The organism is Bacillus sp. AFS053548 (genome assembly GCF_002575105.1).
GTDB lineage: Bacteria > Bacillota > Bacilli > Bacillales > Bacillaceae_G > Gottfriedia.
Map to the genome: position 1 here is coordinate 48,413 of NZ_NUHI01000017.1, position 16,045 is coordinate 64,457.

The window sequence follows — 16,045 nt, forward strand, 5'->3', positions numbered from 1 at the left end:
CGATAAAAGAGAGACTGTCCAAATTTGAACAGTCCCTCCTTGATTACATCTATTACTTTAAACCATCCTCAATTTCTACTATTTCATCAAATACCCTTTGAGAATTATTTCGATCTTTATAAGCATAGAAAGAATCAACACGTTCTTTGTATTTGTCTTCCATTTCACATTGATTAGCCATATATGAGATAAATTTATCCACTAACACATCGTGATTGTCGATAATATCCCCAAAGCCCATCGTTTCGAAGTTAAAATAACCTTTTTCAAAATGATAGTAATCATATTGATAGTAGATAACTGGTTTTTTCTGATATGCAAAATCAAAAGCAACAGAAGAATAATCTGTCAGTAAGATACTCGATTCATTGAATAGTTTTTGATAGCTTGTGTTATATTCAGCAAATTGAACATAATCATTTTTATCAAAATCTCTGTTTTGAATTTGGATCTCTGGATGTGGGAAAAAGATAATTTTGTAATTATTCTTTTTCGCAAAATCGATTAACTTTGGATCATTAATTAAATCATTGTAACGCTTAAAGTACTCTGATTTTTTGAATGCTTCATTATAAGGTCTTACCCCTAAAGCCTGGTTTTTTCTTAGAACTAGATTCTGTCTCCAAGTAGGCATGATTAAAATTTGTTTTTGGTCATTATTAACTAGACCATCATATCTTGGAAAACCAGTTAATCTTATATTCTCACTTGTATAGCTATAGTCACCCTCAATTAAAGATTGAGCTTCCAAGTGAGCTGATGTAAACATTTTACGAATGTTTTTATTAAATCTATTTAACCAATGTGTTAAGTTGGCCATTGTAATACCATGTTGTAAGAATATATAATCAAACGTCATTAAATCACGATAATAAATTTCCGCTTTAAAGAAAGGATTCGTTACCCATTGGTCTGCATGGGACGAAATAACTTTTGACGCTCTTAACATTAGGAATTTATGCTTATATGAACCATAAGGAACGACATTTCCTACTTTTGAAATTCTTTCAAAATCAGGTGCGTCTTTTTTGATGACATAATAATTTTTAATTGATTTTTTTTGAGAATTAGCAAATTTAAATAATCGTTCTGCATTATCATCTGCTTTATCTTGTCGATCCATGAATAACCATACTGGTTTTGTTTCTAGCTTTCTTAATGTCTTTGCGACAAGGCGTGTAATGATTGCCTTTTTCGCATGAACTGAACCAAGTTTCCATAAACCACGTATAAACTTAAGTTCGTTAATAAGTTTTTTGGCACCACTTCTTTTCGTTACCTTTATATGATGCGTTCTGCAAGAGTAGATATATTTTTCTTTTGCTGAATAAGAACCTCTAATTCTTTTTGAAAGACCTGTAAATTTATTCACATTATAATTTACTTGAACTTGTACTCCATCAACTTCGACAACAAATTCGATTTTAAAATCATTTGGAAGTTTAGAGAAAGGAATTGAAATTTTGAATCCCTTATATTGTTTAATAACTAAATCTAAACTTTTATATTGATTAACCGTACGATCTACATCTTCGCCCACATAATCAACACCATTGACCTTTGCGATAATTTTACATTCTTCACGATCAAATAACGATCCAAAGAATCCTTCAATTATAAGGTTTGAATTCTTTTCTTCAATAAATTCGATTGTAACTTTGTTTTTAGATAGCTTAGTAACTAAGTACTCGTCACGATATAATCCTATATCTTGGCCTTGCTCTAGTTCTTCGATCGTTTTTGTAAAAACTTCTTTTAAAGGTATATTGTGTTTAAGACTTAATGCAAAATGTAGATAGAACTGACTAATCTTTTTCGTTTTTAAAATTACTTCGTCGTCAATATAAGTTAAAATCTCTTTTATCTTATTTATAAATTCAATATAGTCTTCATCACTTAATGGAGTATCTGCTTGGCTTTTAATAGAAAACTTCCATTTTAAATCGTGCATGATTATGTATTGAATATACTCAGGTAATCCCCCGACTTGTTCAATACTTTTATGAATAAGGTCTAAACTAAACGTATCTAATGAATGGATAAACCAGTCATTTTTCATGGCATTTTGCATTGCCGATGTGCCATCATTTCTTAAACGGTAGTTGTAACTAGCATTTTTTAATACACCATATTTATTTTTTTCTAAAATAACATGACTTACTAACTTACAATCCTCACCGATTCTACAATTACGGTCAAATTGATATTTCTTCATTAAATCACTTTTAATAAAAGCTGAAGCTGCGTGAGTTAATAATAGATTTGGTTGTTCTATGATATCAATCACTCGAGTTCTACCAAATTTATTGTTTAATGTGTGATTCCCCGTTCTAGCTTCAAAGAATTTAATTGGAATCGCAACAAGGTCAATCTCTTCTTCGTGCTCTTCAAAAAATGTATACACATTTAACAATGTTTCAATTGAAATCGTATCGTCTGGATCAAGGAACTGAACATATTTTCCTTTTATATAATCTATTCCATAATTTCTAGCGCTACTTACTCCGCCGTTTGGCTTCTTTAAATATTGAATATTTTTGGGATATCTATTTTGATAATCTATACAGATTTTTTCGCTATCATCTGGACTTTCATCGTTAACTAAAATAAGCTGTATATTTTCTTCAAAACCTATTGTTTGATTTATTACACTATCAATAGCCTCTACAAGAAATTTTTCAACATTATAAATTGGCATAATTATTGAAAATAGATAGTCATGACTTTTATCAATAGAATTCATTTAGTACTGCACTCCTATATTTGTTTAAATTTAATTCGCAATATGATTTTCATATTATGTTTTACTCATCAATTGCCAAATTATTATATCATACTGTATAAAAGAACGATTCATTATTCTAATGATTGTTTTGTTTTGCCAATATAAGGCCTTCATTAAAAGAGCGAATTGTAATAATATTATTTTTTCAAAAAATCTAGTTTATCATACCATTTTTAAAATGAACAATACATTAATAACCATTTTTGTATTCTTGTCACAAATATTTCTGCACAAATAGGAAAGGATTAATAACATTTTGATGATGTAATTTTTTTACTAACCACTACTCTATATGCCCTATCTCATAGATGAATATGGATATTTTTATTTATTTTTGATAGACTAAAAATGATTAATTATGTTTACAATCTACTACCATTGTTTTCCTAAGTTAATTTACATATATTGATAAACTAGAAATCAAAAGGAGAAATAAGTATGAAAAAGGTATTAGTTACTGGTGGGGCCGGATTCATTGGTTCTAATTTAGTAAAAGCATATATAAATGAAGGTTATAAGGTAGTTGTCGTTGATAACTTATCTACAGGTTCTATACATAATATTCCATCAGATGTAACTTTTTATGAAGAGGATATTAGAAGTAATAACTTTGCGGAAATAGTTCTAAAAGAGCAACCAGATATTATTAATCATCATGCTGCACAAATTGATGTACAATTCTCTGTTAAAAATCCTATGGAAGATGCTAGCATCAATATTTTAGGAACAATCAATGTTCTTGAATCAGCTCGTCAATTAAAAGAATTAAAGGATGTAACGCTTGTCTACGCTTCATCTGCAGCTGTATACGGTGAACCTCACTATCTTGGTGTAGATGAAAAGCATCCAATTCAACCGCTGTCACCTTATGGTGCTTCTAAATTTTCTCCTGAATTTTATTTTGATATGTATAATAAACTACACAACATCCAATATACTGTATTCCGTTATGCAAATGTATATGGCATTGGTCAAGATCCAAAAGGTGAAGGCGGAGTTGTTAGTATTTTAGTGGATTGCATAACATCTAATTCATTATTTACTATTTTTGGAGACGGTGAGCAAACTCGTGACTTTATTTTTGTAGATGATATTGTTGCGGCTAATCTTCTTGCAAGTAAAAATCCAGTCAATACGATTTGTAACGTATCGACAAATACTCAAACATCTTTAATTGATCTATTAAAAATTTCAGAGGAAGTTATTAATAATAAAATTGAAATGGTATTTGCCGAAGAAAGATCTGGAGACATTAAACACAGCTATTTAAACAATGAAAAAACAATTCAATTACTAAACTGGAAGCCAAGTAATACACTTAAAGAAGGTTTAGATAAAACAATCCAATATTACAAAACACGCTAAATAAAGAAAGCTGATTTTTGATCCATTTCAAAAATCAGCTTTTTATTTTGATAAAATTTAATGTTCAAAAAAAGACTATCCTTACAAAATTTGCAAAAATAGTCTTCCATCACTAGATCTTATTTATTCTTATTTTTAAAATGTTGAATAATCACTTCAACAATTCTTCTTGAAGCTTCACCGTCTCCATATGGGTTTGATGCTCTGGACATTTTTGCGTGAGCTTCATTATCAGACAATAGTTCATCAGCCAATGAGAAAATGACTTCTTCGTCAGTTCCAGCAAGTTTTAATGTACCAGCATCAATACCTTCCGGGCGTTCTGTCGTATCACGTAAAACAAGTACTGGTACGCCTAATGAAGGTGCCTCTTCTTGTACACCACCAGAATCAGTTAGAATCAAATGCGATCTTGCAGCAAAGTTATGGAAATCAATCACATCCAGTGGTTCAATTAAATGGATTCGATTGTCATTTCCTAAAACCTCATTTGCAATTTCACGAACAACAGGATTCATGTGTACAGGATACACTACTTGAATATCATTATGTTTTTCGACTAAGCGCTTAATCGCTTTAAACATATTTCTCATAGGTTCCCCTAAATTTTCACGACGATGAGCAGTCATTAAAACTAATCTGTCGTTACCAATCTGGTCAAGAACAGGATGATCATACTCTTCCTTTACTGTTGTTTTAAGTGCATCGATCGCAGTATTACCAGTAATAAAAATTGTTTCTTCCTTTTTATTTTCAGCTAACAAATTTTGTGCTGATTTTGTCGTAGGAGAAAAATGTAAATCCGTCATGACACCCGTTAATTGACGGTTCATTTCTTCTGGGTATGGTGAATACTTGTCCCAAGTACGTAAACCAGCTTCTACATGCCCAATTGAAATTTGATTATAAAAAGCTGCAAGACTAGCAATAAAAGTCGTTGTCGTATCACCATGGACTAATACAATGTCTGGCTTTACTTCTTGCATAATCTTATTCAAACCTTCCAAACCTCGAGTTGTTACATCGATTAAAGTTTGGCGATCCTTCATTATATTTAAATCATAATCAGGTGTGATTTCAAAAATTTCGAGAACCTGATCCAGCATTTGTCGATGTTGAGCTGTTACCGTCACAATTGATTCGATTTCATCCGGATGTTTAGCTAATTCAAGCACAAGTGGCGCCATCTTAATCGCCTCTGGTCTTGTTCCAAAAATTGTCATTACTTTAACAGTCAAAATTCTTTCCCCTTTCAAAACAACGAATCGGTTTATGTAATATGTATCTATCTATTGTATCTTAACTGAGGAAATAAAGACATTTTTTACCATGAAAAATACCGTTTATTTCTCTATTTACATGACTATTTGTAAAAATTAATCGACTTAATCCCTAATAAGTTCTTTAACTAGTAATTATTCGATTCTATACTCTTAGTTTCCCACATTTTGAAATCATTCATACTTGATGTAAATAATATATAGAAGAAAAAACACAGTTCCTTCTACTCAAGAATTCACTGTGCTCTCCGAAATACTTAATGAACTAATTTTAATTGTAACTCATCAATTAGACTCAAAATCTCTGAACACATTTTATCCATACAGTAATTTTCCTTCACAAATTCAACAAGTTCTCTCCTAGAACCTTTTCTACTATCCGCAATATACTGCGCTGCTTGATCCAGTGATTCGAAAATATACTCATCAGGGAATATCGTTCGAGCTCCTTCACGATTTAATACAATTGGCACAGCGCAAGAAGCCATCCCTTCAACTGGTGCTAAGTGAAAACTTTCATAATCGCTAACTGATAAGACAAAACCAATCGACTCGAGCCATTCCGCTGAATCTCCCCACTCTTCGAATTGAATTTGATTACGATAGTGGGATTTCTCAATTTTTCGAAATAAACTTAAATAATAATCCTGCTCTTGTTGATTATTCCAAACCCACGCGAACTCTTTCGGATGCTTTCCTTTTATCGAAAGAGTATATCGGCTGTCTTTTTCGTATAACTTTTCAAATATCTCAAGCGCTCGATCCAACCGCTTTAATTTCGGTACATAACCGAGTAATCCAATTCGGAAATCTGCATCATATTGCTTAGGCAAATGGAATTTATCTACATCAACACCATTTTGAATGACAATCATCTTTTCTCTAGGAATCTTTGCAACACGATAAAATTCCTCATATATATAGGAAGAGATTGCAATAATTTTATCAATTTTCGTGAAGTCAAATTGCTCTGGAAGCGGGGTGTTCATTTCAAAACGATGCATCCTAACAATTAATACTTGATGATCTTTTTTATGCTCCTGGTACCAGATTACATTTCCAAGTCCCCACTCACAAAAAAGAACATCCGCCCAATTAACTATCTCTAAACTCTTTCCAACTTGATGAATTGTATGGCCTTCCCATAAATCTATTTTTAATTCGATATCGCTTCTAGCTTCAAATCTCTTAACGGCATCGTTTATAAACTTTAAATCATGCCCTATAATCGCCAGTTTCATAAAAACAGCTCCTTATACAATAATTGTCTCCATTTGGTCATAACGAATAGCTTGTTCATAGGCATCTCGATAAAAATTAAACTCATCAATTTCGAAAAATTGAACGCCTGCTTTTGAGAAATGTGCAATCGACGATTTCGTATTTAAAAGGCTCATAAATTCAGTTGGATTGATAAATCTTGTTGCTTTTTGACAGATTAATGCTTCATCAATTTTACAATTATTTACGTAGTTATAGCTGTTTCCATTCCCTTTCGCAATAATCGTATCATTCGTGTATTTAGTAGCTAACATCAAATCTCTTACATAGTTTTCACCATAATAATGATCTAAATGAATTGGAACAATATAATTAGACTCTACAAGATCATTAATGCTAAAGTAATGGTGGCAATAATCAATTAGGTAAGTTCTTATATTCCCATGATTGTTTTGATTAAATATGTCTAAATAACCGTCAAACAAGTCGAGTAAGATTACTAGCTTTTTATTTCCGACTATTTGTCTATTGTAAATTGCCATTAATTTCTCATAATCTGTTTTACTTCGAACAATTCCTACTAATGTAGCAGTCTCTTCATTCTTTTCGAATGGTAGATTAATAATATTTAATAAATCTTCCACCCGATTCGTATAAGTGTGTTCCTCTAATACTTTACGTAATGTGAGTAAACGGTTTTTCTTATAAAAAGTCTCATCTGAGTAATAATTAGAAAGTCGTTCCTTCATCACTTTTTCATTGTCGGTAGCAGTTACAATGTCTCCAAACATTCTGTGAATCCCTTCTGAATGGGAACTAATGATTGGAGTATTACTTGCCAATAACTCAAATACTCTCCGGGCAAACATTGTCGGAGATTTCGTAATACTATTTACGTTTAGTGCTACTTTATATCCCTTATAAGCAATGTCGATTTCATTTTGTTTTAAGTTTCCAATAATATATGGTTTATACTCATCAGGAAATTGATTAGGACTTGTTGGATTATGATAGTTTCGGTCATATATATCCAGTCCGTATTCCTTCGAAGAATTTACTAGCTTCTCCATCGCACTCGTACGCTCAGGAAACTTTTTACCATAATAAGCACCAGCGAAAACTACCTTCTCTTTGCGTGGAATATATTCAATTGGATTGTGAATTTTCGGTTGGGCTGCAAAAGGTAAGCAATAAACATTTTCACAGCCTTCACCTACATAGTTCTGAACTGATTCAAAATCAGTCGTGAATACATAATCAAAATGCTTAGCGGTATCAATAAATGCTTGGTAATGAAACGGATCTTCTTTATTCCAAAAAACAGTCGGGATATTGTGTTCTTTACACCAATAAACTAGTTTTAATAGTTTCGTATGATTTCTGTGATTTTTCGTACCGATTTTATCCTTCCAAGCACCTTCGTTTCCAAGCCATGCAGATTCGCAAAAGAATAAATCGATTCGATGCTTTTTAAATTCAGTCAACCAATTCTCTGGAGTAATTTTTACAAGTTGAAATTCGTAATCGAAGCATCTTGTCGTAAATTCGTCTGCAATAAATCCAACTCGAAAGTCCTTAATTTCTTTCTTTTGTTTCTTCAAGTTAATATTGTCTATCGTACTATTTTTATATGTACCCATTAATTTAGCATGGAATAAATGGAGTGTGGCAGTACCTGTCATGTAAATCGAAAAAGAAGCCGATTTTATCTCATTTTGATTAAATTGAGATAGATCTACTAACTCGTCTATATGAAAATTCACTGTACTTGCGTTATTCTCATAATCGATCAATCGTAATTCACAAACGACCTCACACTTACCGCTGACAAAGCCTGTGATGCCAAATTTAGTAAATAACTGACTTCTTCCTTCATTAAAAAGTAGTTCCATTAATTTTTTTTCGTCTTTATAATCAATGACCGCAGTCTGTTTTATTAGTTTGTTATTGAATAGCGTTTTCTTTTCCTTTTGAAACTTTTGAATCCCTTTACTAACTGTAAAATCATCAATTGAAAATGGAAGTAACTCATGGTTTTGAAAATAGAAGGGTTCATCCACATTCATTAATTCTTGCAGCATCATCTTTGTGTCATATTTTTCATTACGTAATCTAGTAATTTGTTTTTCGATTAATTCTTTTAACATAAATGACCCCTCATTTTCTTTTTAAATACTTCAAGATCTTCCAATACTTCCTTGCTAATTTGCCAAACTTTGAGTTCCTAAACGTTTCATAATTTAATTGCAGCTTTTGATATTCTTCTTGCAATTTTTCATATTCATACGAACCAAATGACTGCTTTACTTCGTTTACAAGAACATAATCATCGAGTCCCATCATAAACTCCTCATGCTCTACGATTAAATCCAACTGCCGAAATAATTGCTCTTCCATTCTCTTTTCTAATTCCATCACTTTATTGGAGAGAAATTCATTTTCTTTCATTAACAATTCATTTTTCCGTAGAATATTAGCATCGAAATCCTCAGTCGAAACCTCTATTAAACTTGGTTTAAAATTTACAGTTGTTGAATCAACATGACTACTATTCAATAATTCACTATTCTTCATTTCAAACCTCCAACTCAAGTAAGATAAACTCAAGGGTCTCATTGTAGATAGGTTTATATATATTGAAAAAACCCAAAATACTTTTACTACTTTGAGATTAACTAGTTTGTGTGAATTTACATGAGTATCCTTGTTAAAAGTATGTAAAAAATATAATGAGATGATTTTTCAAGTTAGTAGTGCATCAGAATATTTTAAAATATAAAAAATCCCCAACTGTAACGTACTTTTCCAATGGAAAGAGAACAATACAACCGGAGTATAGTTCCTTGTAATATATGATCCATAGATAAATAATCTTAAATTCTTGTTAATATTCGTTCATTAAATAATTAAAAAAACAATAGTCTTGTTTAATAATTATAATCATTATGTTAATGTTAATAACTGTTAGCGTTTCGTAAATATTTTTACGAATTCAAAAAATATTTTAATTAAATGGGATGGGCGGCTTTATGCTTAAAAAAATTGAATACTTAAATGATGGAATTAGACTTTACATAGAAGATCTAAATGGGAAAATAGATGAAGCCTCTTCATTAGTCGTAAAAAAGAGGTCAAATAAACATGTGAAAGTAAGCAGTGAAATATTGCGGAACTTAATAAAAAAGATTGATAACCAATATATAGTAGATATTAACTTTTCTGATTTGAAAAATATCATATTATATCCAATTGAGATTTTTGATTTATATATAGCTAAAGATACTGAATTGTTACCAGTAGAAATTACTCGTAATCTTGAGATACCAACTAAATATATGAGCTCAAAACTACTAAACATTTATTATGTAAAGACATATAAAACAAATGATAATCGTATTGCGCTTTACTTAACACAAGATAAATTACATTTTAATCTAGTTAAAGCAGATTATTATGAAGATTTTGTTCAACTCTCTATTTCTGATCAAAAACAATTCAATCAAATCAAAACCGAGCTAGCGATTAATACTCATACATATAGTGCACATAGTGGAAATAACAGTGAAATCTTGTGTTCAACGTTTAATGTATTTGATATATTAAATAGCTATCCTGAGTCGACTGACTTAGAATTATATACACAGATTACATTAAATAAAAATGTTAAAGTTTTAATTAACTTATTAACCGAGAATGAATCTAATCATCAAACTAAAAACTTTTCTCTTTTACTAAATAAGAACATTATTTCGATTAAAAACAATGAACAGAAATTAAAAATCGCTGCATTTGGATCTTGTGTTACACGCGATAATTTTAATAGTAAATTTAACTTAAATTATAAAAATCATTTCGAATTAATTCGCTACCAAAACCAATCGTCAATCATTAGTTTAATGGGTAATCCGATTCCATATAATAGAGAGAAAATTGACAACTTAAATCAATATGAGCAAAATGATGTTTTCGATGACTTAGAAAAGAACTTTTTAAATGATCTAATCAATAAACAACCTGAAGCTCTTATTCTTGATTTCTTTGGGGACATTTATTTTGGCTGTTTAAAGGCGAATAGTTCATATATTACTAATAATCGTTGGAAGATCACTAAAACATCATTTTATAGAGAATTAAACGAAGTCACTACATTTAATTTGACTACTAATCTTAGCGAATACTTTGCACTTTGGAAGCAATCGATTGATAAATTTTTACAAATTATTAATAGAGAACTTCCGAATTGTAAAATCATACTTCACAAAGCTAGATTTACTGGGATGTACTACGATAAGGAACAAAACATTAAGAAAATTAATTCTGACACTGATATCGAATTATTAAATGCCTTTTGGGACCAATTGGATGACTACGTAATCTCAAATTACGAGGTTTCAACAATAAATGTAAAACAAAATTATATTTCTATTGCAGATCATGCTTGGGGTATTTTCCATTTGCATTTTGAACCAAATTATTATAATAATTTTCTAGCTCAATTAATAAAATTAACGAAATAAAAAAAGAGGGTGATTTTCAATCACCCTCTTTTTGATTTATTCAACGTTCTTATTAACTTTGAAATTATGATAAGATGTTTCAATTGCTTCAAAAATTCTCTTTGAGTTATTTGTATCTTTATATTTAAATATTCTTCTCGAATTTTGTTGATATACTTGATCAGCTGAAAAATCTCTATTTGAAATATTAATGATTTCCTCAATTAATTTTTCTTCATTATTAACAATAATTCCAAGATCGCTATATTTAATTTGTTCAGTAGGTGCATGATGATTTTTATGTGGATCAAATTGATAAAATACTACTGGTTTATTCATATAAAAGAAATCACTTGAAACTGATGAGTAATCAGTCAATAATAACTTCGATTCCTTTAGTAGATCTGAAACTTTGGCATCTTTCTTTAATAAAAATTCAATGTTTGGATGCTCTACAATAAAGTTTTCTAAGAAGCGCTGCATCTGATGATGAATATAGAACTTAACTTGAATATTTTCCTTACTAATAAAATCTTGAAACTTTTTATTTGATATCAAGTTTTTATACGTCTTAAAGTATTCCGAATTAGAGAATTGTTTTTTATTTATTTTAAATAAATGACGTCTCCACGTTGGCATAATTAATATTTGTCTTTTCGTAATCGCATCATGTAAATTATCAAATCTAGCTAATCCTGTTACTTCAACTTCATCGTTTGAATAGTTTAGAGTTTCCATAATAATTTCTTTTTCAAATTCTGAACTAGCTATAATTAAATTTTGTTGATACTTTTTCTTTGATAAATACGGAGAAATATTATGAATAATAACGCCATGCTGGATACATACTTGAAACTTATTCTTTAATTGCTTTCTAAATCTTGAGGTGAAATATTTTGAAGGATTTGGAAAACCACTTTCACTAAATGTCCAAGCACTAACATATACATCCGCTAATAGTGTGTAAATTTTATGTTTAAAGGAAGAGTGATGAATAACATTTCCTAATTTAGCTACTTTATCATAATGCGGAGAATTTTTCTCGATTATATAATAGATTTTTCTGTTTGGATGCTGCTCTCTACAATACTTAAAAAAGAAATATCCATTATCTTCAGCTTGATCAGCTCTTTCACAAACTAACCAAACCTCTTTATTTAAATATAGAAGTTTATAGAAAGATACAATTAGCAGTAATAAATACTTAAATATAAATCCTTTTACTTTGCGCATTGTTGGTTTTACTAAACGTAATGGTTTCGTCATTCTCCACGTTAAGTCTTCACTAGGATCGACTGGATGCTTCTCTAAATAGTTGCTATATTTGTTTGCCGTATGATATTGATATCTCTTACTCCTGAACAATTTCATATAACTAATGGATTCAGAATATTTTTTCATGCTTAAGATTGCAAAAAATCCTTTATAGCCTTCTAGTTTTATATTTTTTAAAGTTTCAGGTAAATTTACTTCTTTTGTTATTAATTGTAATAGTTCTAATAATTGAATTTGAAGCTCTTCATCTAATTCTTCGACAAATATCTTTTTATCAACTAAAACCATTAGTTGCTTAATGAACATACCATATACTAATTTTTGAAGATCTTTATCGAATTCTTCTCTTACTTTTACAAACAAATAATTAATTTCTTGAACTAGATTATGAATATACTCGTCATTAATCTCAGTATTTTTAATTGCTAATACATCATTCGTTCCAATATTTTTATTTGTAAAATATTGCCTTAATTGATAATACTTCAATTCAAAATAATTGAACTCTTGAATTTTATTTTTTACAAGATAGTCCTTTAAGGTAACAGTTCTCAACAAATTCATACTCATTAGATCTGAATAAATAAAATCATTCATTTTTATTGGATTCATTTCTAATTTTTTTGTATTTTGAGTAGTAAAAATGCAATCATATTTACCAGAATCTGCTATTCTTAAAAATACTTCTAATAAATACTTATTTATATTCGTTTTACGATCATAAATAAAGACATATTTGCCATTTAGGTCATCTGGCTTCAGTTTTGTATTTATTACACTTAGGTCATTATACTGTAGAGTTAATGTTTTCTCAGTCTCTTCATTCAGTACTTCATTTTCTGTATTAAAAAGGATTAATTCAATTTGATTTTGTTTAATACTTTGATCCTTAACTGAATTAATACAATCAAGAGCTTGATTGATCTCCTCTTTTACAAATGGAATTATGATGCTAAATTGCAACTTACGACACCCTCTTCACAAGTCTGATAACTTTTCTTAATGGACTTGTCACTTTCCAAAAATTACTATTTCTTATTTTTGATGACTTTTTATAATCTTTCTCTAGTTCTTTGCTTATTTTAAACCACCATCTTCTAGAAATTAATAAAAGATTATATTCTAAAGCTTCTTCAATATGACCTGAGCTAATCAGACTAAGGATCGGTTCTTCCATTTCCATATAGTCCTTCGCTAAGTCTGGATCATAGCCCACCATTACATCTTTTACTAAGTTAAAAAGATAAAGCTGTTGATCCTTTTTTAAATGCTTAAAGTCTGCATCTCCAGTTTTCCAAAAAATTGATCTAAATACATTGATTTGAAAATACTTGTAATCACTTTTTGAAAGTAAAGGCTTAATCGTTAAAGCAGATTTTACATCGTTTTCAACTGTACTAATAATATCTCTTTGTGTTAGAGATAAATTTTTCACGTCATTTCTTCCTCTATATAGATAGATTACTTCAGGTATATAGCTGAATTTTTTTGCTTTAGAGAATAATAGAATATCGTAATATTTATCTTCACCGTTTTTCATGCCTTCAATAAAGTTAATTTTATTTTTTAATAGAAACTCAGTTTTCACTAATTTTAAATAAACAGCTGTTTTAACTTGATAGAAAAAAGGAACATTCTCTATGTTTACATCGATGTATTTCTTTTGTAATTGATACTGTTTAAATGTAACGTGTTCGTGTCTACGCTTTGTTTCATCATCAAAGCTGATCATCTTACCCATTACAAAATCAGACTCACTGTTTTCAATTATATTAATTAACTTTTCATATGCATCCAATGGTAATACATCATCCGGGTCTAAAAAGATAGTGTATTTACCTGTTGCATTTTCCATTCCAACATTCCTTGGCTTACCTGGAGCACCAGAATTTTCTGTGAAATGAATTGCTTTAAAATTTTCATATTTCGCAGCATATTCATCAATAATTATAGAAGTACGATCTTTCGAGCAATCGTTTACCATAATTACCTCTAATTTTTCATAACCAATCGTTTGATTTAATAATGAATTTAGGCATTCATGAATATAATTCTCGACATTATAAATAGGCAAAATTACCGAGATTAACGGTTGATTCATCCCTTATCCTCCTTAAGTAAAATTTAATTTCTCATTAAAATAAGCAGTATTTTCTAATCATTCTTTAATGATATAACTAGTAATCTACAACATTATATTTTTCTGAAAAAACATAACATTTAAACAAACATATTTGAACATAAAAAAATTGTAAATTTCGCATAAAAAAACTTACAATTTTGTAATGAAATTGTCATTTATTGATATAAAATGTATTATAACATAAAAAAATGTTACTTATAAATGGTAATTAAAATTATAGTTAAAAAGAGATTAAAAGAAATTAATTCAGGATTATTTACCAAAACATTAGAAAAAAATTGGAATTAACTAGGTTTCTGGCTCTAGTCAAAACGACCCAAAAACCAAACATCTTCACCCGTCAAAATTACTACAAAATTCGAATTAAAAAAGACGTTTTACTAATTTAAAGAAAACGTCAAAAATGCTCTTATTAGTTTAAAGAATATTGCCCTTATAGTCCTCAAAAACAATTAAAATTTTTTACTATTTATTTACCATATTGTTTTTCAAAATATTGTTTATACTCACCAGAAACAATCATTTCCCACCATTCCTTATTATCTACATACCACTGAATCGTTTGAACAATACCGGTATCAAAGTTATAAGTTGGTTTCCAGCCTAGTCTTTCCAGTTTACTTGGATCAATCGCATATCTTTTGTCATGACCTAAGCGATCTTGTACAAATTGGATTAAGTCTTCAGATTTTCCAAGAGTAGAAATGATTGTTTTAACGACCTCTAAATTTGTTCTCTCGTTATGGCCACCTACATTGTAAACTTCCCCATTTTCTCCTTTATGCAAAACTAAATCAATTGCAGAGCAATGGTCAAGGACATGTAACCAATCGCGGATATTTTCACCAGTACCATAAACAGGAACTTTTTGGTCATTTAATACACGAGAAATGGTTAATGGAATTAACTTCTCTGGAAAGTGATATGGTCCGTAATTATTTGAACAACGTGTGATATTCATAGGAAATCCATACGTTTCATGATATGCACGAACTAATAAGTCAGATGATGCTTTACTTGCAGAGTACGGACTATTCGGTTGTAGAGGTGTATCTTCTGTGAAAAAGGTTGTAGGATCAAAATCCAGATCACCGTACACTTCATCTGTAGATACATGTACAAATTTCTTAACGTTTATCGCTTTTGAAGCATCTAGTAAAACTTGAGTTCCTAATACATTTGTTGTCACGAATATACCTGGGTCTGTTATTGAGCGATCGACATGGCTTTCTGCTGCGAAGTGGATGACATAGTCGAATTTTTCTTTTTTAAATAATGTCATGATTTCTTCACGGTTTGAAATATCAATTTTGATAAAATGATAGTTTTCATTTTGTTCGATGTTTTTATGCTTTGTTAAGTCACCTGCATAGGTTAAAGCATCTAGATTATATATTGAATAGGTTGGGTATTTATTTATCATGTATTGAACAAAGTTTCCACCGATAAATCCGGCACCACCTGTAACAGCTACTTTCAT

The 16,045-nt window shown here is 29.9% G+C and carries 10 protein-coding genes; 2 read left to right on the forward strand and 8 right to left on the reverse strand.

Annotated elements, in window-relative coordinates:
- Positions 1 to 52: 52 nt before the first annotated feature.
- On the reverse strand, positions 53 to 2,743 hold the full coding sequence (locus CN946_RS09850) for a CDP-glycerol glycerophosphotransferase family protein (protein ID WP_098860967.1): 2,691 nt from the start codon (positions 2,741 to 2,743) through the stop codon (positions 53 to 55).
- 480 nt (positions 2,744 to 3,223) lie between these two features.
- Between CN946_RS09850 and CN946_RS09855 the strand changes: the two genes are divergently transcribed.
- Positions 3,224 to 4,150: an NAD-dependent epimerase/dehydratase family protein gene (locus tag CN946_RS09855; RefSeq protein WP_098860968.1), complete on the forward strand. Its 927-nt coding sequence runs from the start codon at positions 3,224 to 3,226 to the stop codon at positions 4,148 to 4,150.
- Positions 4,151 to 4,269: 119 nt separating this feature from the next.
- On the opposite strand, the gene wecB is transcribed toward CN946_RS09855, so the two are convergent.
- From wecB to CN946_RS09875, 4 genes are all read right to left on the reverse strand, one after another.
- Positions 4,270 to 5,373 carry a non-hydrolyzing UDP-N-acetylglucosamine 2-epimerase gene (gene wecB, locus CN946_RS09860; RefSeq protein ID WP_483295383.1) on the reverse strand — a complete coding sequence of 368 codons (1,104 nt, stop codon included), beginning with the start codon at positions 5,371 to 5,373 and terminating at the stop codon, positions 4,270 to 4,272.
- Between the two features lie 314 nt (positions 5,374 to 5,687).
- The gene (locus CN946_RS09865) at positions 5,688 to 6,671 is read right to left on the reverse strand and encodes a glycosyltransferase (RefSeq protein WP_098860970.1); all 984 of its coding nucleotides are present in this window, start codon (positions 6,669 to 6,671) and stop codon (positions 5,688 to 5,690) included.
- A 12-nt stretch (positions 6,672 to 6,683) separates the two neighbouring features.
- On the reverse strand, positions 6,684 to 8,798 hold the full coding sequence (locus tag CN946_RS09870; RefSeq protein ID WP_098860971.1) for a CgeB family protein: 2,115 nt from the start codon (positions 8,796 to 8,798) through the stop codon (positions 6,684 to 6,686).
- Positions 8,799 to 8,808: 10 nt separating this feature from the next.
- Complete coding sequence (locus CN946_RS09875) at positions 8,809 to 9,225, reverse strand: hypothetical protein (protein WP_098860972.1); 417 nt, start codon at positions 9,223 to 9,225, stop codon at positions 8,809 to 8,811.
- A gap of 455 nt (positions 9,226 to 9,680) precedes the next feature.
- Between CN946_RS09875 and CN946_RS09880 the strand changes: the two genes are divergently transcribed.
- Positions 9,681 to 11,168 (forward strand): DUF6270 domain-containing protein, encoded by a 1,488-nt coding sequence (locus CN946_RS09880; protein WP_098860973.1) that lies wholly within the window; start codon positions 9,681 to 9,683, stop codon positions 11,166 to 11,168.
- A 36-nt stretch (positions 11,169 to 11,204) separates the two neighbouring features.
- Here CN946_RS09880 and CN946_RS09885 read toward each other — a convergent pair whose 3' ends face one another.
- From CN946_RS09885 to rfbB, 3 genes are all read right to left on the reverse strand, one after another.
- Complete coding sequence (locus tag CN946_RS09885) at positions 11,205 to 13,385, reverse strand: CDP-glycerol glycerophosphotransferase family protein (RefSeq protein ID WP_098860974.1); 2,181 nt, start codon at positions 13,383 to 13,385, stop codon at positions 11,205 to 11,207.
- 1 nt (position 13,386) lies between these two features.
- Positions 13,387 to 14,523, reverse strand: a complete 1,137-nt coding sequence (locus CN946_RS09890) for a glycosyltransferase family 2 protein (RefSeq protein ID WP_098860975.1) — start codon at positions 14,521 to 14,523, stop codon at positions 13,387 to 13,389.
- Positions 14,524 to 15,034: 511 nt separating this feature from the next.
- Positions 15,035 to 16,045 carry a dTDP-glucose 4,6-dehydratase gene (gene rfbB, locus CN946_RS09895; protein WP_098860976.1) on the reverse strand — a complete coding sequence of 337 codons (1,011 nt, stop codon included), beginning with the start codon at positions 16,043 to 16,045 and terminating at the stop codon, positions 15,035 to 15,037.